A 25,140-nucleotide genomic window follows, 5' to 3' on the forward strand; every position below is an offset into this window, starting at 1 on the left:
ATAACCAGGGTGGTACCGCGATTCAATTCAATCGTCCCTGTTTTCAGGGGCGGTTTTTTGTCGTTTTCCGTTTCATACCAATTGAAGGGGGTTATTAGCAAGTGAAAGCCAGTGAAATCCGCTCTAAATGGTTGAGTTTTTTTGAAAGCAAGGGACATAACATCGAACCGAGCGCTCCGCTCGTTCCTCACAACGATCCGTCGCTGCTTTGGATCAATGCGGGGATGGCGCCGCTGAAGCCTTATTTTGACGGCCGAGTCGTGCCGGAGAATCCGCGCATCGCCAACTCCCAGAAATGCATCCGCACCAACGATATTGAGAACGTAGGAAAAACCCGCCGCCATCATACGTTTTTCGAGATGCTCGGGAACTTCTCGATCGGCGATTACTTCAAAGAAGAGGCGATTACCTGGGCGTGGGAATTTTTGACCAGCAAGGAATGGATCGGCTTCGATCCGAACCGTCTGTCTGTCACGGTATATCCCGAGGATACGGAAGCTTTCGATTTCTGGAACAAGAAGATCGGCCTTCCGGAGGAACGCATCTACAAGCTGGATGAGAACTTCTGGGATATCGGCGAAGGTCCGTGCGGACCATGTACGGAAATTTTCTACGACCGCGGCGACAAATACGGCGATCTAAACGATCCCGAATGCTGGCCGGGCGGCGAAAACGAGCGCTTCCTCGAAGTGTGGAACCTCGTATTCTCGCAGTTCAATCATAACAAGGACGGCAGCTATACGCCGCTTCCTAACAAGAATATCGATACGGGCGCAGGTCTGGAGCGGTTTGCGTCGATTCTGCAGGATGTCGACTCGAACTTCGACACCGATCTGTTCCAGCCGATCATCCAGAAGACGGCCGAGCTGGCGGGCGTTACGTACAAGCAGAATGCGGATGCCGACGTGGCGCTGAAGGTGATCGCGGATCATATCCGGACCGTAGCTTTCTCCGTGGGCGACGGCGTGCTGCCGTCCAACGAGGGCCGCGGCTACATCATCCGCCGTCTGCTGCGGCGGGCAGTCCGCTACGGCAAGGTGCTCGGCATGGACAAGCCGTTCCTGTACACGCTGACCGGCATCGTCGGCGAAATCATGGGCAGCTACTATCCCGAAGTGGTGGAGAAGCGCGAGTTCATTGAGAAGGTCATCCGTACGGAAGAAGAGCGGTTCCATGAGACGCTGGGCGGCGGACTTGCGATTTTGGCCGATCTGACCGAAAAGGCGCGCCAGGCGGGTCTGACGTCGATCAGCGGACCGGATGCGTTCAAGCTGTATGATACGTACGGCTTCCCGTTCGATCTGACAGAGGATTTTGCTGCTGAGCAGGGCTTGACGGTCGACCGTGCCGGATTCGACGCAGCGATGCAGGAGCAGCGGGAACGCGCCCGCGCAGCCCGCCAGGACGAGGGCGGCATGAAGGTGCAAGGCGGTCCTTTGGCCGAGTATACGGTTAAAAGCGAGTTTGTTGGATATACTGAGCTGGTAACAACTGCTAAGATTATTGCGATCGTGCATGAGCAGCGGTTCGTCGATCTTGTCGGAACCGGCGAGCAATGCCAGGTCATTCTGGACCGTACGCCGTTCTATGCGGAAAGCGGCGGCCAAGTCAGCGACCACGGCTACATGAGGGCGGGCGAACTCGTCCTGAAGGTCGAGGAAGTCGGCAAAGCGCCTCACGGCCAGCATGTGCATACCGTGCGAGTCGAAGCGGGCGTGCTGCGTACGGGGGAAGAAGTGCAGGCCGTCGTTACCCAGGACGTGCGCGAGGATATTATCAAGAACCATACCGCTACCCATCTGCTTCACAAGGCGCTCAAGGAAGTGCTTGGCGAACATGTCAACCAAGCCGGCTCGCTGGTGGCTCCGGAGCGGCTGCGGTTCGACTTCTCGCATTTCGGCGGCATTTCTCCCGAGGAGCTGCAAGAGGTGGAACGCCGGGTCAATGCGCAGGTGTGGAAAAACCTGGCCGTGGACATCACGCTTAAGCCGATTGCGGAAGCGAAGGCGCTGGGGGCGATGGCGCTGTTCGGCGAGAAATACGGCGAGGTGGTCCGCGTCGTGCGCGTCGGCGATTACAGCCTGGAGCTGTGCGGCGGCTGCCATGTGGCAAGCACCGGGCAGATCGGCCTGTTCAAGATCATCAGCGAGTCGGGTATCGGATCGGGCGTGCGCCGGATTGAAGCTGCGACGGGCAGAGGCGCTTATCAATATTTGGACGATCAGCTGCAGCTGCTGCGCGATGCCGCAGGCTTGCTGAAGTCGAATATTCAGGACGTGCCGAAGCGTGTCGAAGGCTTATTCACACAGCTCAAGGAGCTGTCGAGAGAAAACGAGTCGCTCAAGGCGAAGCTGTCCAGCGTGGAAGCAGGCTCTCTGACCGATCAGGTGAAGTCGGTAGGCGGCGTCACGCTGCTCGCGGCAGAGGTAAGCACAGGCGACATGGAGACGCTTCGTACGATTGTCGACCAGATGAAGCAGAAGCTTGGCTCCGCGGTCATCGTACTTGGGGCAGCCGCCGAAGGCAAGGTCAACCTGGTCGCAGCTGTGACAGCGGATCTGGTAGGCCAAGGCTACCATGCCGGCAAGCTTATCAAGGAAGTGGCAGCGGCATGCGGCGGCAGCGGCGGCGGACGGCCGGATATGGCGCAGGCGGGCGGCAAGGACGCTTCCAAGCTGACCGAGGCGCTCGGCAGCGTAGAAGCTTTGCTCGCATCCAAATAAATGTTTGGGTAAATGTTCGCTTGTCAAGAGGAATTTGTTGCCTGATGGCGAATAAGGTGAATACAACGAATTGCAGGGGGTGCTTCGCAAGATGAGTTCGATGGATAAAACGATGAAATTCAACGTGAAAGCGGAAGAGATCGAAACCTCGCCCAAAGAAGTCATTCTGGCGGTATATGACGCGCTGCAGGAAAAAGGGTATAATCCGATTAACCAGATCGTCGGTTACTTGCTCTCCGGAGATCCGGCCTACATCCCCCGTCATGATAACGCCCGGAGCATCATTCGCAAACGGGAGCGTGACGAACTGATCGAGGAACTCGTCCGTTCGTATCTGAAGCAGTACAAGTCATAAAGCGACGGACGGGACTGGAACGCCATGCGGTTGATGGGATTGGATTACGGGGACAAGACGATCGGGGTTGCGGTCAGCGATGCGCTCGGCTGGACGGCTCAAGGGCTGGAGGTTATCCGGCGCACGACCGAGGAACGCGATTTGGGCCGACTGCAGGACATTATCCGTGAGTATGAAGTTTCGGAAGTTGTCGTCGGCCTGCCGAAAAATATGAACAACACGATCGGCCCGCGCGGAGAGCTTTGCATCGAGTTCTCCCGGAGCCTTCACGAGAGGCTGCAGCTGCCGGTGCATCTGTGGGATGAACGACTGACTACCGTCTCGGCCCAGCGCACGCTGCTTGAGGCGGATGTCAGCCGCAGGAAACGGAAGCTGGTCGTCGATAAGATGGCCGCCGCCTTGATCCTGCAAAATTATATGGATGCACATTCCAAATCGAAGAGGTGAAGGACCATGTCCCAAAAGGAACATAACGACATTCAGGACCAATTGGAAGAGGAACCGGAAATTATTTTTATTCCAGACGAAGACGGCAACGAGGAAGAATTCGAAGTGATCATGAAGTTCGAGGTAGACGACTCGGACAAGAAGTACATGATGGTTGTTCCAGTCGATGCGGACGAAGAGTCCGAGGAAGTGTACGCCTTCCGCTATGAGGAAGATGGGGATGACCTCCAGCTGTACACGATCGAAGATGAGGAAGAATGGAACATCGTGGAAGAAACCTTTAATACCCTGATGGATGAGTTCGACGGGGAAGAGGATGAAGAAGAGGAGGAGCAGTCGAAGTAACCACTTCGGCTTCTCCGCTTGATCTGAAGGAGGAAGCCCATGTCCGATTCGGCACGGGAAGCTGCTCCGACGCGCCAGTTGCGGGATGCGTACGGAGATGATATTATTTTATATGACGAGCAGCAGGAGTCCGTCGTATATCGCATCGTGACCGAGCTTGAGTGGAACGGCCATGGCTACGCCATGCTGGAGAAGGCCAAGCCGGGCAAAGAGGATGAACCGGAAATTTTTCGCGTCGCGAGCAAGGGCGATGGTGAGCTGGAGCTGGAGACGATCGAAGATGACGACGAGTGGGAAGATGTCTCGGAGCTTTTCGACGAATGGACGTTTCCGCCGGATGAAACCATATAAGCCTGCCATTTGACCATGAACAGCTTATGAGCGGAGATGATCCGCTCTTTTTCGTTTGTTTGGAGAAAGGAGCGGCGCTGGAAGCGCCCGTGTGAGACTATGACGCGTAAACGGGTTTGGATTAGCGGACTTTTACTGATTATTTGTTTGGCCGCCGGCTTGACGGTCGGCGTTGCGCTGTATATCAGCCGCGCGCTCTCGCCGACCCTGCCTTCGGACACGCCGGTCAGGGTGGCGCTCCCGGCAGGCACGGGAGTGGGCGAGCTGGCGCATGAGCTGCAGCGGAAGGGGCTTGTGCGCGACGCGCGGCTGTTCACATATTACGTCAAGTACAAGGGAGAAGGCGGACGTTTTCAGGCAGGAGAGTATGACATGCAGCCGGGACTGACCCCGGATGAGATCATCGCCAAGCTGAACCGCGGGGAGACGGCCAAGGAGGCCGGCCTTCGGCTGACCGTGCCGGAAGGCTTCACGTTCAGACAGATTGCGGAGAAGCTGCAGCAGTCCGGCATGGACCCCGCCGCATTCGAGGCTGCGGCGGCCAAGTTTGTCGCACCTGCCGGTTCGGCGGCTGCCGGAATCCCGGCGAATCCGAATCTGAAGGCGCGCTTGGAGGGCTACTTATATCCCGACACGTATGAGTGGAAAAAGGATGCGAGCCCGGACGAGCTGATCGCTACCATGACGGCACAGCTCGACAAACGGCTGCAGGAGCTTCCGCAGGGGTGGAGACAGGCGATGGAAGCCCGGGGGCTTACGCTGCACCAGACGCTGACAGTGGCTTCGCTGATAGAGCGCGAGGTAGCGATCCCCGAAGAACGGGCTTTGGTCAGCGGAGTCATCCATAACCGGCTGAAGCAAAATAAGCAGCTGGAGATCGATGCGACGATTCAATATTTATTCGACAAGCAGAAGGAAAGGTTATATGAGAAGGACCTGCAGGTGGACAGTCCGTACAATACGTACTTGAACCGCGGCCTGCCGCCGGGGCCGATCGCAAGCCCGTCGATTGCTTCCATCCAGGCGGCGATCTATCCGCAAGAGACGACTTATCTTTTCTATGTCACGAAAAAAGACGGGAGCCGCAAGCACCTGTTCGCGGAAACCTTCGAGGAGCATAAGAAAAATATTGCGGAGAGCAACAAGACGGCCGCGCCTTGACGACCTTGACGAGAGTCGGGCGGACCGGAATTCTTAGGAACAAGAGGTGTCGGAATGACGACTAAGCCGGAATTGTTGATAGCAGCGGGTACACCTGAGGAAGCCAAGCGATATGTGGAAGCCGGGGCGGATGCGATAGTGGTCGGCGAGCACCGCTTCGGATTGCGTCTGCCGGGCGAGATCACCGTCAGCGAGCTGGAGAAGCTGGCTCCCTGGCTGCGTGAGCGGGGAGTGAAGCTATATGCTGCAGTCAATAATCTGTTCAGCAACGAGCAGCTGGAAGAGCTGCAAGCGTATCTGAAAGAGCTGCATCGTCTGCAGGTCGATGCGCTCGTGTTCGGCGATCCCGCCGTGCTGATCGCGGCCCGGGAAGCGGCGCCAGGCATTGGCCTGCACTGGAACGCCGAGATGACCTCGACCAACTACGCCACGGCCAAATATTGGGGCACAAAGGGAGCCACCCGGATGGTGCTGGCCCGCGAGCTGAACCTGGAGGAAACGCTGGAAATCAAGCGTCTGCTGCCGGATATGGAGGTTCAGGTGCAGGTTCACGGCATCACGAATATTTATCATTCCAAGCGCAGTCTGCTGACGAACTATAATAACCATCAGGGCCAAAGCCGCGTATTGACGTCGGATGAGGTGCTGAAGGCATGTGTCGATCAAGGTTTGTTTCTGATCGAGCAGGAGCGGCAAAATGAGCGATACCCTGTCTATGAGGATATGAACGGGACCCATATCATGAGCTCCGACGATATCTGTATGCTGGACAGTCTGCATGAGCTGATGGAAGGCGGCATCGACAGCTTGAAGATCGAATCGCTGCTGAAGCCGGTCGCATATAACGAAACGGTGCTGCGCAGCTACCGCCGGGCGATAGATGCCTATACGGCTGATCCGGCCGGGTATGCGTTCGATGAAAGCCTGCTGGACGCCATCCGCGAGCTGCAGGACCCGAGACGCGAGTTGTCGTACGGATTTTTCTTTAAAGAGCAGGTTTATTAAGAGAGTGGCAACAAGGAGAGAGGTGAGCGTCTAACATGACTACGATGGAGCAGCAAGCCCTGCTCGGCAAGCGGATCAGACTGGAGAAGCCTGAGCTGCTGGCGCCTGCGGGCAGCCTGGAGAAGCTGAAGTTCGCCGTCCATTACGGGGCGGATGCCGTCTATATCGGCGGACAACAGTATGGTTTACGCTCGAATGCGGATAATTTCACGTTCGAGGAGATGCGCGAGGGCGTGGAGTTTGCCGAGAAGTACGGAGCCAAAGTATTTGTCGCAACGAATATATATGCTCATAACGAGGATTTGGCGGGCCTGGAGGATTACTTGCGGGGGATTCAAGACGCTGGCGTTCATGCGATCATTGTCGCCGATCCGATTATTATCGAGACCTGCCGCCGCGTAGCGCCCAAGCTGGAAATTCACTTGAGCACGCAGCAGTCCACGATGAATCGCCAGGCGGTGCAGTTCTGGAAGGAGGACGGCGTCGACCGCGTCGTGCTCGCCCGGGAGGTCAGCATGGAAGAGATCGAAGAGATCAAGCGCAGCGTCGAGATGGAGATCGAGGTGTTCGTGCACGGGGCGATGTGCAGCTCCTATTCGGGCCGCTGCGTGCTGTCCAACCATTTCACGGACCGGGATTCCAACCGCGGCGGCTGCTCGCAGTCCTGTCGGTGGAAATACGATCTGTTCACGACGGAGGAGGAGCTTGCCGGTCCGCAGATCGGAATTAAGGAGCTGCCGCTTTTCCAGGAGGGCGACAACCCCTTCTCGATGAGCTCCAAAGATTTGTGCATGATCGAACATGTGCCGGAGCTGATCCGTTCGGGCGTCGACAGCTTCAAGATCGAAGGACGGATGAAAAGCGTTCATTACGTAGCTACGGTGGTGAATGCCTACCGGCAGGCCATTGACGCTTATTTTGCCGACCCGGTGAATTACGAATTGAAGCCCGAATGGCTCTATGAGATTCAGAAGGCGGCGAATCGTCCGCTGAACACGGGCTTTTTCTATGATCGTCCGGGCCACGAGGATCATATTTTCGAGCCGGAGGACAAGGCGGCGCCTTATGATTTCGTTGGTGTCGTTCTGGATTACGATGCTGAGAACGGTACAGCGCTCGTCCAGCAGCGCAACCACTTCAAGCCCGGCCAGGAGATCGAGTTTTTCGGTCCCGGCGGCACGTTCTTCAAGCAGACGGTGCCGGATATTTATGATGAGGCCGGCCAACAGCTGGACGCGGCCAGGCACCCGCTGCAGCCGATCCGGATGAAGGTGGCGGCCCCTGTCCGTCCGTTTGATATGATGAGGAAGAAAATGGGCAAGGGAAAGTAAGCGGGCCAAGCTTCAAGCTGTGCGCCTGATTGGCGGCTGAACGTAGGGAATGTGTGCGGAAAAACGTATAAACGCTCCCTTCTGGCGGTCAAAGGAGGGAATGTGTGCGGAAATTCGAATAATACGCTCCCGACTGCCAGGCCCACGGATAAAATTTACCTGGAACGTTCGTCGTTACTCTGCCCTCCATGAACGGGAGCCTAAACTGCAACTCCATATCTTGTCTTTCGCCAAGAGGTTGTCCGCTGCCACAGGGATAGCCTCTTTTTGCTCTGCGCAGAAGGCAGAAGGCGTGGGGCCAAAGAACTAATTATTTTTGCGTAGGATGCGGAAAAGAAAAGGATTTTTCCCAAATGATGTCGAATACCTTGTGCAATGGGAGCACAGGCAGTCTGCGCATTACCAAGCCAAGGGGCTCAATTTAAGAATAGGTGGTGTACCCTGTGAAGAAAACGCTATCAGAAAAATGGCAACGCTTTCAGGAGAAAGGCTCGGTAATGGCCAATTCCGATCCCTCTCGCCCCAATCCATCGTCATCAGGCAGTCACGCTGCCCGCAGGGTCGCCGATTCCCTCGATTCCATGCGGATTAATCCGATGAAGTCGGTAGGAACCAAGCTGTTCGCTATTTTTTTCTTCAGTATCGTTATTTTCGTCCTGGCCGTGGGGCTGATGTCGTACAGCCGTTCCAAGGAGGTTATTCAGAATAAAGTAGCGGAGGCATCGGAGCAGACAATCATCCAAGCGGGCCAGAAGCTCGGTCTTATATTTTCCAGCTACGAGGATTTGTCGATGCAGATCGTTCTTAATAACGAACTGAGCAGGCTTGCAAGCAGTTTACGGAAGACGAATCGGAACTCCTATGAATTTCTGGAGCAGGGGCGGCTGTTGACGGAGCAGTTGAATATGTATGCCTTTGCCAACAAAAACATCCAGTCGATTCATCTGATGACTGAGAAGGGGGAAGGCATCAATTCCACAAACAATTCCCTCGGGATGAATATTCAGGCGGATCAGGAATGGTTCGGCGACATCGTGAAAGCGGGAGGACAAGCGGTATGGCTGGAAACGAAGGAAAAGGGCTATGCCGGCGACAGTAATTTGGGAGGATCGTCGCCTCCGACCTTCGCCTTGGGGAGGCTGCTGAAAAATCCGGTCACCAGCGAAATTACGGGGGTTCTTGTCATCGAGATCAAGGTTGACGTCATCGGCGACCAGATGAAGCAAATTCAGATGGGCGAAGGCGGCAGCACCCTTGTGCTTTCGGATAAAGGCAATTACGTCTATCATGCCGACAAAAATTTGGTTGCGAAGCCAAGCACCCTGCCTGTTGGGACGGATGCCTTGGACAAAGAACATGATAAGCTCCAAACGTCTGACGGCCAAAATCAGCTTGTTTACTTCAGAACGCCGAATAACAATTGGATTTTAGTCGGATTGATGCCGGTGAAGGAACTCGTCAAGGATGCGGCCGTCATCTTTGATCTGACGCTTGCAATAGCGTTCGGAGCGGCGTTGATCGCGGTCGTAATCGGGTTCATGCTGGCGCGGATGATCGGCAGACCGCTTATCCAGCTGCGCAATCTGATGAAGGAAGGCGAGCAGGGCAACCTGACAGTGCGGATGCCGGCCAAGCGACAAGATGAGATCGGTCAGCTCAGCGTCAGCTTCAACCAGATGATGGAGAAGATCACCCAGCTGGTGCAGCAGACCAACAGGTCGGCTCAGGAGGTGCTGGGGACGGCGGGCGAGCTGTCGGATGCCTCGAAGAAGACGGCGATGTCGGCCAAAGATATCGCGGTGGCGACCGAGGAAATTGCGATGGGAGCAAGCAGCCTGGCTGTGGAATCGGAGCGGGGCAACGAACTGACGCAGTCGATCGGCGTCCAGATGAAGTCGGTTGTCGAAGCCAATGTGATCATGGGCACGGCCGCAGGCGAGGTGCAGGCGTCCAGTAAGCAGGGGATCGCGTACATGGATGAGCTGATCGGCAAGACGAATGAAACCGAAACGATGACGCGCTCGATGGTGGAGAAGGTCGACAACCTGAAGGAAAGCACCCGGTCGATCGTTAAGATTCTGGATATGCTGGGCAATATGACGAAGCAGACAAACATCTTGTCGCTGAATGCGACGATCGAGGCGGCTCGTGCCGGAGCCGCGGGCAAAGGCTTCATGGTAGTGGCGGACGAAATCCGCAAGCTGGCGGACCAATCCCGGCAATCGATCGCCGTCGTCGGTCAAATTACGGAGAAGATCCAGAAGGAGATCGACGAAACCGTGCAGGTGCTGTCGCAGGCGTATCCGATCTTCCAGGAGCAGATTTCGTCGGTGAAGGAAGCGGATTCGATCTTCAAGCAGGTGGATGAGCAGATGAGCGGATTTATCGCAAGGCTGTCCAACGTGACGGAGTCCATCAGCCAACTGGAAGCCTCTCAGGTCGTCCTGAGCGAATCGATGACGAATGTCAGCGCGGTAGCGGAAGAGTCGTCGGCGACTTCCCAGGAGGTGGCGTCGCTCAGCACCGAGCAGCTTAACATATCGGGCGGCCTCGTCAAGCTGTCGGACAAGCTGGAGGAGCTGTCCAATTCCTTGAAGGAATCTTTATCGAAATTCCAAATATAAAGGCAAGTCAAAACCTGGTTAGCCGCTTGACGCGGCCGGCCAGGTTTTGTTGTTCCTACAGCAAAATATCCGCCGTTCCATGCGGGAAGCATCCGTGATATCCGTGATCCATAATCCGTGCCCGGTGCTCCATGGCTTAGCCTGCCGTGCGGCATCGGGCTTCACCTTTGTCCCGCAATCCGGGATGGTTGGCGTATGAGGTGGCGCTGCTAGGACCTCGATTTAGTCGTGTCGACTCAGTTTGAGACATTTTTCACTTTAGAAACAGGCGGACTCAGCCGATATAACTATAGCGGGAGTGTAAGCTTGTTAAGACGATGGCCCTAAAGTAATCCTTGTATATTCATGGAAAATAAGAAGGATTATGACCGAATGTGTCGAAAGAGTACATACCCTCAATTATGAAGAACGTGTAAAGAATCGAAAATTCTAGGTAGTATACGTTCAATCTAACAAAACTAGGTGGTGCTTCCTGTGAAGAAGACATGGTCTTCACTGCTTGACGGCCTGCAGCGTGCCGGCAAATACCTGCAATCGAAATCAGCTTCCCTTTCCAACGAGACGGCCTCATCGGCCGGTGGTGCAAGGGGAGGAGGGCGCTTGAATCCTCTTCAATCGGTAGGTACGAAATTATTTGCCATCTTTTTCTTCTGTATTTTATTTTTCGTTCTGGTCGTAGGTTTGATTTCCTATGCCAAATCCAAAGACGTTATCCAGACCAAGGTTGCCGACGCCTCCGAGCAAACGATCATCCAAGCGGGGCAGAAGCTTGACTTGATTTACTCCACTTATGAGGATCTGTCCTTGCAGATCATGCTGAACGAGGACCTTCGTAAGCTGATGGTGGAATTGAGTGCGGTCGACCGCGGCAGCTATAATTATTTGGAATCCACTCGCTTTATTACAGAGAAGCTTAATGTGTACGCGTTCGCTAATAAAAACATCAAGGCCGTTCATTTGCTGACTGAAAAGGGCGAGCCTATCACCTCCTCCACCGGCAACCCCGGCGGTGGCAGCCGGGGCGACAAGGACTGGTTCAAAAAGATCGTCGATGGAAACGGTCAAGTCGTATGGCTGGCGACAAGCGAAAAAGGGTTCTTGGATGAGAACGTGGTTACGAGTACGGCAACTCCCGCCTTTGCTGTTGGCCGGGTGCTGAAGAGCCTGAACACAAGCCAGATTACCGGCGTTGTGCTGATCGAAATCAAGCTGGACGTCATGAGCGAGCAGATGAAGCAGATCAGCATGGGCGACGGAGGCAGCACGGTCATCGTCTCGGAAGACGATAATTATGTGTATAATGAAGACAAGTTACTGCTGGCCAAGCCGAGCAACCTCGATATTGAGAAGGGCGCGCTTGATCAGCAATTTGGACAGCTTAAAACCCGGGATGATCAATATCAGCTCGTCTATTACAAGTCCGGCAAAAGCGGCTGGAACCTGATCGGTTCTATCCCGGTGAAGGAGCTTGTGAAGGATGCCAGCGTTATTTTCGACATTACGGTGGCGATGGCATTCGGAGCGGCGTTGATCGCGGTCGTAATCGGGTTCATGCTGGCGCGGATGATCGGCAGACCGCTTATCCAGCTGCGCAATCTGATGAAGGAAGGCGAGCAGGGCAACCTGACAGTGCGGATGCCGGCCAAGCGACAAGATGAGATCGGTCAGCTCAGCGTCAGCTTCAACCAGATGATGGAGAAGATCACCCAGCTGGTGCAGCAGACCAACAGGTCGGCTCAGGAGGTGCTGGGGACGGCGGGCGAGCTGTCGGATGCCTCGAAGAAGACGGCGATGTCGGCCAAAGATATCGCGGTGGCGACCGAGGAAATTGCGATGGGAGCAAGCAGTCTGGCTGTGGAGTCGGAGCGGGGCAACGAACTGACGCAGTCGATCGGCGTCCAGATGAAGTCGGTTGTCGAAGCGAATGTGATCATGGGCACGGCCGCAGGCGAGGTGCAGGCGTCCAGTAAGCAGGGGATCGCGTACATGGATGAGCTGATCGGCAAGACGAATGAAACCGAAACGATGACGCGCTCGATGGTGGAGAAGGTCGACAACCTGAAGGAAAGCACCCGGTCGATCGTTAAGATTCTGGATATGCTGGGCAATATGACGAAGCAGACAAACATCTTGTCGCTGAATGCGACGATCGAGGCGGCTCGTGCCGGAGCCGCGGGCAAAGGCTTCATGGTAGTGGCGGACGAAATCCGCAAGCTGGCGGACCAATCCCGGCAATCGATCGCCGTCGTCGGTCAGATTACGGAGAAGATCCAGAAGGAGATCGATGAAACCGTGCAGGTGCTGTCGCAGGCGTATCCGATCTTCCAGGAGCAGATTTCGTCGGTGAAGGAAGCGGATTCGATCTTCAAGCAGGTGGATGAGCAGATGGGCGGATTTATCGCAAGGCTGTCCAACGTGACGGAGTCCATCAGCCAACTGGAAACCTCTCAGGTCGTCCTGAGCGAATCGATGACGAATGTCAGCGCGGTAGCGGAAGAGTCGTCGGCGACTTCCCAGGAGGTGGCGTCGCTCAGCACCGAGCAGCTTAACATATCGGGCGGCCTCGTCAAGCTGTCGGACAAGCTGGAGGAACTGTCGAAGTCTTTGCAGGACTCGCTTTCCAAGTTTCGCGTGTAACAGGTCAATATCTCTTGACGGTTTCGAAGCAGCGCAGCGCTCTCTTCATGAGGGTCTGCGCTGCTTTTTGTCGTCCTGGAAGTCCGGTGACCAAGAGGCCGCAGGCCGGGCGTGTTCACCGGACTTCCAGAGGCCGGACGTTCGGCGGCGTCATCAGGCAGGAGGAGTTTGGAAGAAGCCGGTTATGCGCATACTGACTACCAGCGAAATAGACGAGGATGGGGTCGGGGACAGCTATGAGAGAGACAAGCGGGTTGAAGAAAAATCGGATATTTGTCATTCTGATCGTAACCGTGGGCGTGCTCATCGTGTGGAATATCAGGCTGTTCTGGATTCAGATTGCAGCCTCGGGACGCTGGACGTGGCGGCATATCGATCTGGTGGAAAATTCCGTCGTTCAGCGTGAGCAAGGCATTGTGCTGGATAGCGGACGGGGAGATTTCGTAGACAGACACGGCAAACCGTTGACAGGCGCTCCGGTTCGGGTACTCACGGTATTCCCCATACAGACGGAGCCGCAGAGAGAGGAGGCCCGGGAAAGATTGATCGCAGAGGCGGCTCGTATCCTGCAAGTGACGAAGTCCGCTTTAAAAAGCTTTCAGCAGTCATCCTCATCTCCGCGGATGTGGCCGGGTCAGGACGCCAAGCCGCTGGCGCTCAGCACTGAGCAGGCAGAGAAGCTGGCTGCGTTAGGACTTGAAGACTTCCGGGTAACCACCTACAAGCAGCGGTATGAGACGCATCAGCCGGCCTCCCGGCTGATCGGCTATATCGGGCAAAATCCGGAGAGGATTATCCGGCAGTTCACCGACTTGTTCCACAAAGGTGAGCTGCAGCTGACAAGCCGGATCGGCAACGCCGGATTGGAGAAGTCCTTTGAGCCTTGGCTGCGGGGCATCGGCCCTACGACCGTGTCCCTGTTCACCGATGCCGGCAAGCGGCCGCTGCCCGGACTGGACATTCGCGAGATCAGCCCGCGCAATCCCTATTATCCCCTGCGTGTAGTTACGACGCTGGACCGGGGCATTCAGGAGCGGATTGAGCAGAAGCTGGAGCGTTCCGCCGTCCGTGAGGGGACGGTGGTCGTCTTGGATATCGAGACGGCCGACGTGGTGGCGATGGCCAGCAAGCCTTTTTTTACCCCCGATCATGTCGATCCTTCCCGGACGAACTGGAGTAATCTCGCGCTTCAGGCAGAAGCGCCGGGTTCGATATTTAAAACGGTTACGGCCATAGCGGCCTTGGAGGAAGGAGTCGTGAAGCCAGGCGAGACCTTTCATTGCAGAGGGGAGCTTGGACAATTCGGCTTTCGCTGCTGGAAGCATGGAGGGCATGGCGAGCTGACGCTTGAGGAAGGATTTGCCCAGTCCTGCAATATCGTCTTCGCGCAAGTGGCGCAGCGGCTCGGGGGAGAGCTGCTAGCGCAGTATGCTGAAAGACTGGGAGCATCCGGCACGGTGGGCTGGTCGGGAGCTGCCTCCGTCTCCGGCCATTTCCTGCAATGGGACGGGGAACAGAGAGGCCAGACCTATGCGGCCTCCACGGACCGCTCCGATCCGGGGGCGCTGGTGCAGACGGCCATCGGTCAACGGGATGTGCAGATGACGCCTCTGCAAGCCGCCAATCTGGTCGTCACACTTTATCATGGTGGGCGCGTACAGGCTCCCCGTATTGTGAAGGAAGTTCGCTTTGCGAATGGAAGGCTGTATGAGCAATTTGCTCCGCATGAAGCTGAGCTTATGTCCGGCGGTAAAGTCAGGCTTCACGCGAAGACAGCCGAGACGCTGCTGGAGTGGATGGACGGAGTAGTCGACCATGGAACAGGGCGAGCTCTGCAAGCGGCCAAATGGCCGTTAGCCGGGAAGTCAGGTACGGCCCAGATTGTGCTGGATGGAGGCCAGGCCGGCGAAAACCATTGGTTTATCGGCTACGGACCGGCGGACGCTCCAAGGTACGCGGCCGCCGTGCTGATTCGCCACGTACCGGAAGGGGGACCGAATCGGTCCATAGAGCTGTTCAGGGAAGTAATGGACGTGCTGGCGGATCAAGAGCGTTAATGATAACTGGAAGGCTGAAGCGTCGGCAGCAGCAGGGTGAAGCAAGTGCCTTTGCCATGCTCGCTTGTGACATCGATGCGTCCATGAATATTATGGATGGCGCGATAAGTGACCATCATGCCGAGGCCATTCCCTTTCCCGCGAAGCGAATAATACGGTGTGCCCAGTCGTCCGACTTCCTCGGGCGTCATTCCGATGCCATGATCGATGATATCGATGCTGACCATGGAGCTGTGCAGCGAACCGATGATCCGCAGCGTCCCTCCTCCGGGCATCGATTCGATGCCGTTTTGGCACAGATGGGTGATGCATTGGATAAATTTCTCCGCGTTGGCGCTGATCATCAGCTTGTCCTGAAGCTCGGTTTTAATGTCCACATGACGGAGAGAAGCGAACGTTCTCAGCGAATCGACGGCCCGAAGCACCAGCAGCTTGGCATCGAGCAGCTCGATCGCATCCAGCTGAGGTTTGGCAAAGGATAAATAATCATTGATGACCGTCTGGGCTCTATCGATCTCCTCTTGCACCATCTGGACATATACCTGACGTTTGTTCTCCGCCACATCTCCCTGCCTAAGCATCTGCACAAAGCCGCGCGCGACGGTCATCGGATTGCGCACCTCATGGGCGAATGAAGCGGCGAGCTCGCTCAGCACATTCATCCTCTCATTAGGCTGGGGATGCTTCCGCAAGCTCCTGTTAAGCTTGATGCGTGTGATGATGCAGGCGGCCAGCACGGCAGCCGCCGTATGGGTCAGCATATAAAAGAGGATGCCGACAGCCAATCTCGCATCAAATACAGAGCTAGGGCTGCTCCAGATTGCATATACGGCCGCAGCGGCTGCCGTAATAACGGACACGGTAAGTCCGACGGCGGCAGCGGCGAGCGGACGCAGAATCCGGTCTGCGGTCATAACTTTTCTTCGGATCAGAAGCAGGCAGCCGATGACCGGCAGAGCAGCGAGCAGGAACAGGATAGCCTCTTCTACGCCGCCTAGCATGATCTGGTACATCCCGATCGCGGCGGCGGCGGCGAGCGAAGGAAGAAGTCCGGCATACAGCACGCATGCCGCCAAGGCAATCATGCGCAGATCATATGGCATGCTGCCGAAGAACTGGAGGGGATAAGTCATACACAGTATGGCCGACAGTATGCTAAGACCTGCCGCAAGCAGCTTGGACCTCGCGCGCGCATCCTGGGCCAGCCGATCGCCCCATAGTAGCTGATACAGCAAAATCGGCGCCGCGATCAGCAGCATATTCAGTAAAAGTTGGGTAATAAAGCTCACAGTTCGTTCATCACCTTTGGTTATCCGACTCACATGCAGGCTGTCAACCGCGTTTATTTATTCGACAAGTTTTCCGATTATCCTACAGGGACAGCCCAAAAAATCTGTCCGCTGCCGAACAGATTCCGGGTAGCTGTAAACCGGCGCTGCTGCTAGGCCTTGATAGGCACGATCCATTCCGAACCCGGAATCCAGGTGCGGTCCGTGAATTCCCGGCCCTTTACGATGACCTGATGCGGGTAGATTTGCACATACATGCCTTGGACGGCATTGGCGCCATTGGCGCTTGCGCGGGTTTTGCCGACAGAAGCGTTGTTGAACCAGTGGAAGGTATTCTCCTGGTTATAATGGTTTTCGCTCAGAAAGTTGCGGTGGGTATGTCCCGAGAAAACAAACGCATTGCGGTAGGGCTGCAAAATTTCCCGAAACCGCTTGGCGCGGATCAGCCTATGCGTCCCTCCGTCCGTGCCGGGAGCGGGCAGCGGCTGATGGATGAAAATAAACGCCGGCTTCCCGTCGGCATGGGGCTTCAACGTTTCTTCGAACCAGGCAAGCTGCTCGTCGGAATACCAGGCCCCCTCGCCCACGTCAGGCTTCTCCTGCACGTAAGCTTCCTGCGACAGCAGGATCAGATGAACATCCTGAAGCCATACATCCGTATAGGGCTTATCCTTGTAGCCGAAAAACTTCATGAAGCGGTTCCGGCACATCGCATCCGTCTTGCCGTTGGGCATCGTCTCCGTGGAGAAGGCTCCCCGGTCGGTCAGCCAAATATCGTAATAATCATGATTGCCCATATTGGCATAAATGGGAGGGAGCTTGTAATCGTCCAATATGCCTTTGAGCTGCTTGTATTCGATGTCCCGTCCGAAGTCGGTTACATCGCCTCCGAAGATGAGATTATCGACAGGAGAATCGAACTGGGTGATGTCTTTCAAAGCCAGACGAAGCTTATCGCCGATGGAGGTGTCCGCTACGGAGATATGCAGGTCGCTGAGCAGGAAGAAGGAGAGCAGGGGCTTGTCGGAAACAGCAGGCTCCTTGGCTGCAGGTTCGGGCTGAACAGCCGGCAGAGCTGCCGGGGGCTCGACGGGGGCGGCTTGCTCCGAGCCGAGGAAACGGTCAGATAAGGCCGCGCCGCCTGACGCGAGAGCAATCAGCGCCAGCAGCTGTTTAACAAATATACGTCTGGTTATCATGTAGGTACATCCCTCCGGGAAGCTTGGCAATTGTAGGCTCAGTATGGGGTACGGCGCACTATAGCTTTATTATAAAGGAGCGCGCATAAAAAAAGAATACACGAATCGGCAGCAGGTACTAATTGAAGTTAGTACTTCTCATCTCCATCATAATGTCTATACTGTAGGTATAAGGATCTGCAAGCCAAGTTCAGCAGACTAGGACAGGGGGGATCAAGCATGGGTAGAAGATGGGTCGAACGGGAAGCGCCTGCGTGGGTCGAGAAAGGAATCATCTCCCGCGAGCAGGCTGACCGGATCATCAAGCTGTATGCGCATCAGACTCAAGGCGTCGGCGTCCTGCCGCTGCTGGGCAGCATTCTGCTTGCAGTCGGCATTCTCAGCTTCGTGGCGGCCAACTGGCAGGACATCCCTCAGCTGGCCAGACTTGCTCTGATTATTGTCGTAATGTGCGGCTTCTACGCCGGAGGAGAACTATTCGTCCGCCGCGGCGACAACCGGCTCGGTATTGCGCTTGTCAGCCTGGGCGTCATCAGCTTCGGAGCGGGGATCATCTTGATCGGCCAGATGTTCCACCTCGTCGCGCATCATGCGGGCTCCTTCATCCTTTGGGCCTTGGCCGGGACGTTGGTCACTTATTTGTACCGCAGCCGTTATCTGTACATCATTGCCTTGATTTTGTTTAACGCGGCGCAGTTTTACAGCCTGGCCTCTTTCGATACGCTCAGCTATACGGCAATGGCGCTTATGGTCGCCGGGCTCGGGTATTACGGCTGGAGAAGCCGCAGTCCGCTGCTCATCTGGTGCTTCAGCTTCAGCGTGACGCTTCATCTCCTGATCTGGACGCTGTCGGAGGAGCTGCCGTTCATGTGGATGTTTATTCCGACGATGCTCTTGTATGCCTTGGGAGATTGGCTGAAAGAGCGTCGTGAGAGCTACGCGATGCAGTCCGTTCCGCTCGCCGCAGCCTATCTATTCGCAGTCGTTATGGTGCTGGCAAGCGGTGAGTGGATTAGCGTAAGAGCTGATGTGCTCCCGGACGCCCCCGGCTATCTCGGAGCGCTTGCGGCCGTGTTTCTGCTGTCAATGGCCGGCAAGTATGTCCGCGGAACGCTCCCAAGCGGATTGGAGTGGATTCTGCTGGTCCCGTTCCTCTATATGAGCTCCGGATATGCCGTATTGTACCTGCTGGCGCTGTTTCTATTTTCGCTGTATGTGCTGTGGAGAGGTTATGCCGAGGGCTGGCGGTTTAAGATCAACTTCGGAACGCTGCTGTTCATCTGCAGCACTCTCGTTGCTTACGTCAAGCTGACCTGGGATTTCATGGACAAATCCTTGTTCTTTATACTTGGCGGTATCTTGCTGATCGGGCTGAGCTGGTTCCTGAACCGCAGAAACAAGCGCATCTTGAAGCTTGCGGAGGAGGCGAATCGCCATGGATAAGAACGAAGCAATCGCAGAGACGCCCGTACGGCCGCGAAGCCGCCGGGGAAAACTGGCCGCGGTGCTCGTACTGCTGCAGGTGCTGGCGCTTGTCGGCGTGGCGCTTTCCTATTACGCGGTCAGCTGGTACGGCCAGGATGTGCGAGTCAAGACCGTACCGGTCGATCCGAGGGATCTTTTGTACGGAGACTATGTCAATCTGAGCTATGAGATCAGCGAGGTTTCGCCGGGCCTCTGGAAGGGATCTCCGGATGGCGTCAAGCGGGGGCAGACGGTATATGTAGCGGTTGCGCCTACAGCGGATGGGACCTACGCGCTGGCGGGGGCATATGACCGGAAGCCGGCCGTAACTCCGGAGAATGCAGTTTTGATCAAGGGGCGCGCCTCCTCTGATTGGGCTGTTCAGAACTGGCAGATGCGCGTCAATTATGGCATCGAGAAATATTATGTGCCGGAAAATACGGGGAAGGCGCTGGAGGACAAGGCGGACCGGCTGATTGTGCGGCTGAAGGTAGCGCCTTGGGGTCAGGCGAAGATCGAAGGCTTGGTGGAACGTGAATAGTGTGAAATAGGAGGAGTTGCTGCGGCAGCTCCTTTTCGATTAAGATAAACGGAAAGATGACGCTTCGCTCGCTGCTGCCGGGCCGAGCTTGAACGTGAGAGGGGAACGAAGGATGATAGACCAAGCTGCTTCGCTGGCCTTGGAGGAAGGGCTGCATAATTTGCTGCTGCTGGATCGCAGCGGGGATCTTAGCGAGCCGGATATTTTATATCCGTTTGCGCTGGAGGAGCTGCTGTGCCGGCATGCGGGCGAGGGAGGCCCCCCGATGGTTCATATCTGGAGACATCCGCGAGCCTTCGTCATGGGCCTTAGGGACAGCAGGCTCCCGGAGGCGGCGGCCGCGAGTAGCCGTCTGAAACAGGATGGCTACCGGGTAGCGGTGCGCAATTCGGGAGGCGCGGCTGTGCCGCTTGACCTTGGCGTGGTCAATGTGTCCCTGATAGGGCGCAAGCCTGCGGGAGGGATCGACTTTCATGATGATTTTGAGAAAATGTACGGGCTGATCGCTCTGGCCCTCAAGGAAGCGGGAATGCCCGTAAACAAAGGCGAGATTGCCGGGGCTTATTGCCCCGGCGACTTCGACCTTAGTATCGGCGGGCGTAAATTTTGCGGGATTGCGCAGCGGCGTCAGCAGCACGCTTATGTCGTGCAGGCGTTTGTCGTCGTGGAGGGCAGCGGAGCGGAGAAGGCGGCGGTCGCGCGTTCCTTCTACGATCATGCGGCCGGGGGCGGCACGGATGCCGTCTACCCGCGGGTCAGCGCAAGCAGTATGGCCAGTTTGACCGAGCTGCTGGGCCCTGCTCTGGGCCGCAGCGGGCTGGACAGCCTTGGCCGTGCGGAGAGTGAACGGCAGGTTGGGGAGCTGAACGGCTCGCTCAGCGGGCAAGCCGGGGATTCGCCGGCGGAGGCAGGCTTGGGCCCCGCCCAGCTGTTTATCGACGCCGTCAAGCGAGTGATCCGGGAACGCCAGTCGCCGGACGGAATCGCCCGCGCAACGGAAAAGCTATGGCTGCCCGAACCGCCCGAGGTGCGGGCGATGGCCCAGCGGATGAGGGAGCGCTACGGCATAGCGGCTCCCGACCGATGACGATGAGGATCAAGGGATTTAAGGGAGTTATAAAAAGCGCTTCATCATCGCCGGTAGCTCCTGCTGCCAGAAGCCCCATACATGCTTGCCCGGCTTCTCTTCATATACAACCGGACAGCTCCTCTCGATGAGGAGCTGTTTGCTTATCCGGTTGGCCTCCAGAAAGTCGAACCGGCCGCGGCCGGTATCGACCTCCTTCTCCTCCAGTCCGATGACCATCGAGATGTCCAGCCACGACAAATCCGTTTCCAACTGAATCCGCTCTTGGGTGGAGAGCAAAAAAGCTCCGGACAAGGATATAACCCGGCTAAATAGGCTAGGATAATCTAAGGCAAGATGCAGCGACACGGTGCCGCCGAGCGAGTCCCCGGATACAATTCGCTCGTTCGAATCCGGCCTCACGGGGTAATGATGTTCTATAAACGGCAGCAGCTCTTCCGCGAAAAAACGGCAGTATGCGGCGAATCGTTCGCCGTCCGGCGAATATTCGCTGGTCCGGATGCTTTTGTCTACATCGACGCCGACGATAATTGCCGGCTCCGTATTCTCATCATAGATCAATCGGTTCATGGTCGTGGCGATGCGTCCGAAATTGAAGAAATCTTCTCCGTCCTGACAGTAGATGACAGGATAAGATAGCAGCTCGTTGTAGCCTGGCGGCAAATAAATTCTTACCGACCGTTGCTCGCCGAGCATGGCCGACGGGACAAGCTCTTTGACAATCGTCCTTTTGTAATAAATATCCTGGTTCATAAGGGGATCACCTCTGTTGTATTATAATAGTTTTGTAAATATGGAGAAACTGTAATACTTATTTTTTGAAACTGTTATAGTTGGTATGCGCAAGGAAGAACGTATTCTTCTAGATAGTTCTTGTGTTATTCACGAAAACAGGTTTATAATACTACTATAACAGAAATTGTGTTTTTGTTCATTGCATCATTCCGCAAAGCTTTATCGACATTAACCCAACTAACCGTAAGAGGTGACTTTTGAGATGAGTAAGCCGCATATTGTTGGCGTGCAAGAAGTGAAGCCGTTAAGCGTTCTTTCGACAGACGGACAGATCGTCAATCCGGAAGAAATGCCTAATCTGACTGATGATCAATTGCGTGAGCTGATGCGCCGCATGGTTTTCACGCGCACCTGGGATCAGCGTGCCGTTAACCTGACCCGCCAAGGACGTCTTGGCTTCTATGCGCCGGTCTCCGGACAGGAAGCAACCATGATCGGCAGCGAGTTTGCTTTGAATAAAGATGATTTTATTTGCCCGGGCTACCGTGACATGCCGCAAATCGTATGGCACGGTTTACCTATGTACCAGGCGTTCCTGTATTCGCGCGGCCACCAGCATGGCGGTCAAATCCCTGAGGACGTTCACGTGCTTATGCCGCAAATTATTATCGGCGCGCAATATCTGCACGCGATGGGCGTAGCGATGGCGTTTAAGAAGCGCGGCGAAAAGCGCGTATCCATCACGTACACCGGCGACGGCGGCTCCTCCGAGGGCGATTTCTACGAAGCGCTGAACTTTGCGGGCGCGTTCAAGCTGGGCTCGATTTTCATGGTGCAAAACAACGGCTATGCGATCACGACGCCTTTCGAGAAGCAGACGGCTGCCTTGTCTGTCGCTCACAAAGCGGTTTCGGCAGGGATTGTAGGCGTACAGGTTGACGGTATGGACGTGCTGGCTGTCGTCAAGGCGGTACAGGATGCAGCCGAGCGCGGACGCAACGGCGAAGGCGCTACGCTGATCGAAGCGATCACTTATCGCTACCTGCCGCACTCCATGTCCGGCGACGACCCTTCCAAGTACCGCACGAAGGAAGAAACGGCTGAATGGGAGCAAAAGGACCCGCTGAACCGCTTCCGCACTTACCTGGTCGGAAAAGGTCTCTGGACCGAAGAAGAAGAAGCGGCTGTGGTCGAGGATGCGAAGAACACCGTGGCTGAGCAGATCAAGAAGGCGGAGACGACGGAGAAGATGACGGTGCCGGGTCTGATCGACAGCATGTTCGAGACGACGCCTCAGCATCTGGAAGAGCAAAAAGCGGATTACTTAGCGTAAGCGTAAAGGAGAGGAACATTCAGCCATGGCTCAAATGACAATGATTCAAGCGATAAAAGACGCGATGCGCGTCGAGCTGCAGCGCGACCCGAACGTCGTCATTTTCGGGGAAGACGTTGGTAAGGTAGGTGGCGTATTCCGGGCGACGGAAGGTCTTCAGGCAGAGTTCGGCGAAGAGCGCGTATTCGATACGCCGCTGGCCGAATCCGCCATCGGCGGTATGGCGGTCGGTATGGCCACTCAAGGCTTCCGTCCGATTATGGAAATCCAGTTCGTCGGCTTCATTTTCGAGGCGTTCGACCAGATCGCTGTGCAGGCAGCACGTATGCGTTACCGCTCCGGCGGCCGCTATCAGGCTCCGATTACGATCCGTACGCCATTTGGCGGCGGGGTTAAGGCGGCTGAGCTGCATACCGATCCGCTGGAGGGCTTGATGGTGCAAACTCCGGGGATCAAGGTGGTCGTGCCTTCGAATCCTTACGATGCGAAAGGCCTGCTTATCTCGGCCATCCGCGATAACGACCCGGTATTTTTCATGGAGCATCTGAACTTGTACCGTTCTTTCCGCGCCGAAGTGCCGGAAGGCGAGTACACCGTGCCGATCGGCAAGGCAAACGTGGTCCGCGAGGGCTCTGACGTTACCATCATTACTTACGGCGCTATGGTTCATACGTCGCTGAAGGCGGCGGAAGAAATCGAGAAGACGCGCGGCGCTAAAGTCGAGGTCATCGACCTGCGTACGCTGATGCCTCTTGATATCGATACGATCGTCGAATCCATCAAGAAAACGAACCGTGCGATCGTCGTACAGGAAGCGCAAAAAACATCGGGCATCGCGGCTGAAGTCATCGCTCAGATTAACGAAAAAGCTATTTTGCATCTTGAAGCGCCTGTGCTTCGCGTAGCTCCTCCGGATACGGTATATCCGTTTGCCCAAGTCGAGGACCAATGGCTGCCGAACCCGGCGAAGATTGTAGCCGGCCTTAACAAAGTGCTTGATTTTTAATTTGACGAAGCGACAAGGATGGTGACTGTTCGATGGCAACTTTTGAATACCGGTTTCCGGAGCTGGGCGAAGGCATCCATGAAGGCGAAATCGTCAAGTGGCATGTGAAGCCGGGCGACACTGTAAATGATGAAACGATCCTGATGGACGTGCAAAACGATAAATCGACCGTAGAAGTGCCTTCTCCGGTTGAAGGCAAAATCGTGGAACTGAAGGTAACCGAAGGTACGGTATGTACGATAGGCGACGTCATCGCTGTTATCGATGTAGTCGGCGAAGTTCCGCAGCAGGCGGGCGGCCATGGCGATGCGCCGGCTGCAAGCCCGGCTCAAGCAGCTACGCCTGCGGCTGGCGCAGTCGAGAAGGACGCGGCCAAGGGCGGCGCGGACGTACCGGTCAGCGGCGTTGAGCCGGTGGGCAGCTCGGTGGCGGCCAATGTGGCGGCTTCCAAGCTGGATACTCCGCTTGCAGGCGGCGCTTCGGCGGCAGGCGGTGCAGCTCCGGCTTCCTCCGCGGGCAGCGTGCTTGCAACGCCAAGCGTCCGCAAGCTGGCGCGCGACAAGGGCGTGAATATCGCCCAAGTGACGGCTACAGGCAAGAACGGCCGCGTTACGAAGGAAGACGTGCTTGGCTTCGCGGCAGGCGGCGGCGCTGCAGTTGCTCCGGCAGCGGCCGACCAGGCAGCTTCGGCAGCAGAGGCGCCTAAGGCTTCTTCCGCTCCGGCAGCCGGCGCCGTAAGCGGCGACCGCGAAGAAGAGCGCGTGCCGCTCAAGGGCATCCGCAAGGCGATTGCCAACGCAATGGTCAAGAGCGCCTACACAGCTCCTCATGTGACGCTGATGGACGAAGTCGATGTGACGCGTCTTGTGGCGCTGCGCGAGAAGGCCAAGCCGGTCGCCGAGAAAAAAGGCGTCAAGCTGACGTATCTTCCGTTCATCGTGAAGGCATTGGTTGCGGCGGCTCGCCAATTCCCGGCCCTGAACGCGATGATCGACGAAGAAAAGCAGGAGATCGTCTACAAGAAGTACTACCATATCGGCATCGCAACTGATACCGACAACGGTCTGATCGTACCGGTTATCCAGGATGCCGACCGCAAGAACATCTGGACGATCGCCTCGGCGATCAAGGATCTCGCTACGCGCGGCCGCGAGGGCAAGCTTGGTCCTGCCGAGCTGAGAGGCTCTACGCTGACCATTACGAATATCGGTTCCGCAGGCGGCATGTTCTTTACGCCGATCATCAACTTCCCTGAAGTGGCGATCCTCGGTACAGGCCGTATTTCGGAGAAGCCGGTTGTCAAAAACGGCGAGATCGTCATCGCTCCGGTGATGGCATTGTCGCTCAGCTTCGACCACCGCATCATTGACGGCGCTACGGCGCAAAACTTTATGAACTATATCAAACAACTGCTCTCCGATCCAGAGCTGCTTGTCATGGAGGTGTAATC

General features: G+C 56.1%; 20 protein-coding genes. 17 read left to right on the forward strand and 3 right to left on the reverse strand.

Annotated features, from left to right (window positions below):
• Window positions 1-101: 101 nt before the first annotated feature.
• The 11 genes from alaS to BLR08_RS11080 all read left to right on the forward strand — a co-directional run bounded on the left by alaS (window position 102) and on the right by BLR08_RS11080 (window position 15,036).
• The gene (gene alaS / locus BLR08_RS11030; protein WP_072329452.1) at window positions 102-2,723 is read left to right on the forward strand and encodes an alanine--tRNA ligase; all 2,622 of its coding nucleotides are present in this window, start codon (window positions 102-104) and stop codon (window positions 2,721-2,723) included.
• Between the two features lie 91 nt (window positions 2,724-2,814).
• Complete coding sequence (locus BLR08_RS11035) at window positions 2,815-3,078, forward strand: IreB family regulatory phosphoprotein (protein WP_072329451.1); 264 nt, start codon at window positions 2,815-2,817, stop codon at window positions 3,076-3,078.
• Window positions 3,079-3,102: 24 nt separating this feature from the next.
• Complete coding sequence (gene ruvX / locus BLR08_RS11040; RefSeq protein WP_072329450.1) at window positions 3,103-3,525, forward strand: Holliday junction resolvase RuvX; 423 nt, start codon at window positions 3,103-3,105, stop codon at window positions 3,523-3,525.
• A 6-nt stretch (window positions 3,526-3,531) separates the two neighbouring features.
• Complete coding sequence (locus BLR08_RS11045; RefSeq protein WP_072329449.1) at window positions 3,532-3,870, forward strand: DUF1292 domain-containing protein; 339 nt, start codon at window positions 3,532-3,534, stop codon at window positions 3,868-3,870.
• A 39-nt stretch (window positions 3,871-3,909) separates the two neighbouring features.
• Complete coding sequence (locus BLR08_RS11050) at window positions 3,910-4,221, forward strand: DUF1292 domain-containing protein (RefSeq protein ID WP_072329448.1); 312 nt, start codon at window positions 3,910-3,912, stop codon at window positions 4,219-4,221.
• A gap of 99 nt (window positions 4,222-4,320) precedes the next feature.
• The gene (gene mltG / locus BLR08_RS11055) at window positions 4,321-5,382 is read left to right on the forward strand and encodes an endolytic transglycosylase MltG (protein WP_072329447.1); all 1,062 of its coding nucleotides are present in this window, start codon (window positions 4,321-4,323) and stop codon (window positions 5,380-5,382) included.
• 54 nt (window positions 5,383-5,436) lie between these two features.
• On the forward strand, window positions 5,437-6,387 hold the full coding sequence (locus tag BLR08_RS11060; RefSeq protein ID WP_072329446.1) for a peptidase U32 family protein: 951 nt from the start codon (window positions 5,437-5,439) through the stop codon (window positions 6,385-6,387).
• 35 nt (window positions 6,388-6,422) lie between these two features.
• A complete protein-coding gene (locus tag BLR08_RS11065) occupies window positions 6,423-7,718 on the forward strand; it encodes a peptidase U32 family protein (RefSeq protein WP_072329445.1) in 1,296 nt (431 codons plus the stop codon).
• Window positions 7,719-8,215: 497 nt separating this feature from the next.
• Window positions 8,216-10,342 (forward strand): methyl-accepting chemotaxis protein, encoded by a 2,127-nt coding sequence (locus BLR08_RS11070; RefSeq protein ID WP_090586079.1) that lies wholly within the window; start codon window positions 8,216-8,218, stop codon window positions 10,340-10,342.
• A 474-nt stretch (window positions 10,343-10,816) separates the two neighbouring features.
• Window positions 10,817-12,979, forward strand: coding sequence for a methyl-accepting chemotaxis protein (locus BLR08_RS11075; protein ID WP_090586062.1), 2,163 nt, complete (start codon window positions 10,817-10,819; stop codon window positions 12,977-12,979).
• A gap of 236 nt (window positions 12,980-13,215) precedes the next feature.
• Window positions 13,216-15,036, forward strand: coding sequence for a peptidoglycan D,D-transpeptidase FtsI family protein (locus tag BLR08_RS11080; RefSeq protein ID WP_072329443.1), 1,821 nt, complete (start codon window positions 13,216-13,218; stop codon window positions 15,034-15,036).
• Here the strand turns inward: BLR08_RS11080 and BLR08_RS11085 are convergent.
• Together BLR08_RS11085 and BLR08_RS11090 are read right to left on the reverse strand one after the other, a co-directional pair.
• Window positions 15,033-16,325 (reverse strand): ATP-binding protein, encoded by a 1,293-nt coding sequence (locus tag BLR08_RS11085; protein ID WP_072329442.1) that lies wholly within the window; start codon window positions 16,323-16,325, stop codon window positions 15,033-15,035. The two genes, BLR08_RS11080 and BLR08_RS11085, sit on opposite strands and share 4 nt — an antisense overlap.
• Before the next feature lie 152 nt (window positions 16,326-16,477).
• Window positions 16,478-17,524: a metallophosphoesterase family protein gene (locus BLR08_RS11090; protein WP_072329441.1), complete on the reverse strand. Its 1,047-nt coding sequence runs from the start codon at window positions 17,522-17,524 to the stop codon at window positions 16,478-16,480.
• Window positions 17,525-17,743: 219 nt separating this feature from the next.
• Between BLR08_RS11090 and BLR08_RS11095 the strand changes: the two genes are divergently transcribed.
• The 3 genes from BLR08_RS11095 to BLR08_RS11105 all read left to right on the forward strand — a co-directional run bounded on the left by BLR08_RS11095 (window position 17,744) and on the right by BLR08_RS11105 (window position 20,616).
• Window positions 17,744-18,967 carry a DUF2157 domain-containing protein gene (locus BLR08_RS11095; protein WP_072329440.1) on the forward strand — a complete coding sequence of 408 codons (1,224 nt, stop codon included), beginning with the start codon at window positions 17,744-17,746 and terminating at the stop codon, window positions 18,965-18,967.
• Window positions 18,960-19,529, forward strand: a complete 570-nt coding sequence (locus tag BLR08_RS11100) for a GDYXXLXY domain-containing protein (RefSeq protein WP_072329439.1) — start codon at window positions 18,960-18,962, stop codon at window positions 19,527-19,529. The genes BLR08_RS11095 and BLR08_RS11100 overlap by 8 nt, the downstream gene beginning before the upstream one ends.
• 112 nt (window positions 19,530-19,641) lie before the next feature.
• Complete coding sequence (locus BLR08_RS11105; RefSeq protein WP_072329438.1) at window positions 19,642-20,616, forward strand: lipoate--protein ligase family protein; 975 nt, start codon at window positions 19,642-19,644, stop codon at window positions 20,614-20,616.
• A 27-nt stretch (window positions 20,617-20,643) separates the two neighbouring features.
• On the opposite strand, the gene BLR08_RS11110 is transcribed toward BLR08_RS11105, so the two are convergent.
• Window positions 20,644-21,369 (reverse strand): alpha/beta hydrolase, encoded by a 726-nt coding sequence (locus tag BLR08_RS11110; protein ID WP_072329437.1) that lies wholly within the window; start codon window positions 21,367-21,369, stop codon window positions 20,644-20,646.
• 244 nt (window positions 21,370-21,613) lie between these two features.
• Between BLR08_RS11110 and pdhA the strand changes: the two genes are divergently transcribed.
• From pdhA to BLR08_RS11125, 3 genes are read left to right on the forward strand one after another with little or no spacing between them, the layout of a single operon-like run.
• Complete coding sequence (gene pdhA / locus BLR08_RS11115; protein ID WP_072329436.1) at window positions 21,614-22,684, forward strand: pyruvate dehydrogenase (acetyl-transferring) E1 component subunit alpha; 1,071 nt, start codon at window positions 21,614-21,616, stop codon at window positions 22,682-22,684.
• 25 nt (window positions 22,685-22,709) lie between these two features.
• Window positions 22,710-23,690 (forward strand): alpha-ketoacid dehydrogenase subunit beta, encoded by a 981-nt coding sequence (locus tag BLR08_RS11120; RefSeq protein WP_072329435.1) that lies wholly within the window; start codon window positions 22,710-22,712, stop codon window positions 23,688-23,690.
• A gap of 32 nt (window positions 23,691-23,722) precedes the next feature.
• Window positions 23,723-25,138, forward strand: coding sequence for a dihydrolipoamide acetyltransferase family protein (locus BLR08_RS11125; RefSeq protein ID WP_072329434.1), 1,416 nt, complete (start codon window positions 23,723-23,725; stop codon window positions 25,136-25,138).
• Window positions 25,139-25,140 lie beyond the last annotated feature (2 nt).

Source organism: Paenibacillus sp. cl123 (genome assembly GCF_900101595.1).
Lineage (GTDB): Bacteria > Bacillota > Bacilli > Paenibacillales > NBRC-103111 > Paenibacillus_G.

Bases quoted from the DNA above. Each gene is read 5' to 3' on its own strand.
- ruvX (WP_072329450.1), top strand. From the start codon at position 3,103: ATGCGGTTGATGGGATTGGATTACGGGGACAAGACGATCGGGGTTGCG.
- BLR08_RS11090 (WP_072329441.1), bottom strand. From the start codon at position 17,524: ATGATAACCAGACGTATATTTGTTAAACAGCTGCTGGCGCTGATTGCT.
- pdhA (WP_072329436.1), top strand. From the start codon at position 21,614: ATGAGTAAGCCGCATATTGTTGGCGTGCAAGAAGTGAAGCCGTTAAGC.
- BLR08_RS11060 (WP_072329446.1), top strand. From the start codon at position 5,437: ATGACGACTAAGCCGGAATTGTTGATAGCAGCGGGTACACCTGAGGAA.
- BLR08_RS11125 (WP_072329434.1), top strand. From the start codon at position 23,723: ATGGCAACTTTTGAATACCGGTTTCCGGAGCTGGGCGAAGGCATCCAT.
- BLR08_RS11100 (WP_072329439.1), top strand. From the start codon at position 18,960: ATGGATAAGAACGAAGCAATCGCAGAGACGCCCGTACGGCCGCGAAGC.
- BLR08_RS11095 (WP_072329440.1), top strand. From the start codon at position 17,744: ATGGGTAGAAGATGGGTCGAACGGGAAGCGCCTGCGTGGGTCGAGAAA.
- BLR08_RS11110 (WP_072329437.1), bottom strand. From the start codon at position 21,369: ATGAACCAGGATATTTATTACAAAAGGACGATTGTCAAAGAGCTTGTC.
- BLR08_RS11035 (WP_072329451.1), top strand. From the start codon at position 2,815: ATGAGTTCGATGGATAAAACGATGAAATTCAACGTGAAAGCGGAAGAG.
- BLR08_RS11045 (WP_072329449.1), top strand. From the start codon at position 3,532: ATGTCCCAAAAGGAACATAACGACATTCAGGACCAATTGGAAGAGGAA.
- BLR08_RS11120 (WP_072329435.1), top strand. From the start codon at position 22,710: ATGGCTCAAATGACAATGATTCAAGCGATAAAAGACGCGATGCGCGTC.
- BLR08_RS11050 (WP_072329448.1), top strand. From the start codon at position 3,910: ATGTCCGATTCGGCACGGGAAGCTGCTCCGACGCGCCAGTTGCGGGAT.
- BLR08_RS11070 (WP_090586079.1), top strand. From the start codon at position 8,216: ATGGCCAATTCCGATCCCTCTCGCCCCAATCCATCGTCATCAGGCAGT.
- BLR08_RS11065 (WP_072329445.1), top strand. From the start codon at position 6,423: ATGACTACGATGGAGCAGCAAGCCCTGCTCGGCAAGCGGATCAGACTG.
- BLR08_RS11105 (WP_072329438.1), top strand. From the start codon at position 19,642: ATGATAGACCAAGCTGCTTCGCTGGCCTTGGAGGAAGGGCTGCATAAT.
- mltG (WP_072329447.1), top strand. From the start codon at position 4,321: ATGACGCGTAAACGGGTTTGGATTAGCGGACTTTTACTGATTATTTGT.
- BLR08_RS11080 (WP_072329443.1), top strand. From the start codon at position 13,216: ATGAGAGAGACAAGCGGGTTGAAGAAAAATCGGATATTTGTCATTCTG.